The 928-nt window shown below is 68.0% G+C and carries 2 protein-coding genes; one reads left to right on the plus strand and one right to left on the minus strand.

Annotated features, from left to right (window positions below):
* Positions 1–105: 105 nt before the first annotated feature.
* Positions 106–525 carry a family 43 glycosylhydrolase gene (locus tag UK23_RS48870; RefSeq protein ID WP_082114904.1) on the minus strand — a complete coding sequence of 140 codons (420 nt, stop codon included), beginning with the start codon at positions 523–525 and terminating at the stop codon, positions 106–108.
* On the opposite strand from UK23_RS48870, the gene UK23_RS23355 reads away from it, so the two are divergent.
* Positions 514–876, plus strand: a complete 363-nt coding sequence (locus UK23_RS23355; RefSeq protein WP_052684963.1) for an NAD(P)-dependent oxidoreductase — start codon at positions 514–516, stop codon at positions 874–876. The genes UK23_RS48870 and UK23_RS23355 overlap by 12 nt on opposite strands.
* Positions 877–928 lie beyond the last annotated feature (52 nt).

The raw sequence follows: 928 nt of genomic DNA on the forward strand, positions 1-928 counted from the left end.
GAGACAGGAACGGGTGTGGGGTGCTGAGAGTCTGCGGGTACGTGTCGGTGACATCTGGTTGTCCGATCTCGTGAGGGTTGTGCTGATTTGGGCCTGTCGACGGACTCAGGTGCCGGCGCCGCTGGTCTCGTCTGAGGGACTGGCGAGGACCTTCGAAGTGGGGACCGGAACGCCGAGGTTCGGGGGCCCGTCGGCGTTCCAGGAGATCTTCTGCCCGCGCGTGGTCCGGGTCGTGCCCTGGGACGCCGATGAGTTGGCGTGGCAGGCGATCCAGGTCTCGGTGCCGTCGGGTGAGGTGAAGAACGAGTGGTGGCCGGGACCGTGGACGCCGTTGGCGTTGCTGCGCTGGAAGATCGGGCTGGGGATCTTCGTCCAGGACGACGCCGCGAGCGGATTGCCGCCGCGGTACTCCAGCATGCCCAGCTTGTAGTCCGCCGTGCCGCAGTAGCTGGCGGAGTAGGTGAGGAACGTACGGCCGTTGCGCTGCAGGGCGAGATCCACGCGGCCGGGTCGGTGAAAGGACATGTCGACCCCGCGGTCTTCGCCCACGGCGTCACGGTCTCGTCGGCCGCACAGGCGAACGCGGTGCCGGTCGCCGAGTACACGGTGTCCGCCATCGTCTTCGCGGCAAAACACGTGTTCATCCGAGCCGACTGGTACGCACACGACCGCACGGCAGGTGACTGGCGTTCGGGTGCCGGCACCGGGCTCTTCGGCCGCACTATCGGGATCATCGGCGCCTCGCGGACAGGCCGCTTCGTGCTGGATCGGCTGCGCGCGCACAACGTCCAGCTCCTCCTCGCCGATCCATACGTCACCACCCAGGAAGCCCGTGCACTCGGCGCGGAGCTGGTCGGCACGGACGAACTGTGCTGACGCAGCGAACTGGTCTCCGTCCACGCGCCGGCACTGCCGGAGACCCACCACC

This window comes from Lentzea aerocolonigenes (genome assembly GCF_000955955.1).
Classification (GTDB): Bacteria; Actinomycetota; Actinomycetes; order Mycobacteriales; family Pseudonocardiaceae; genus Lentzea; species Lentzea aerocolonigenes_A.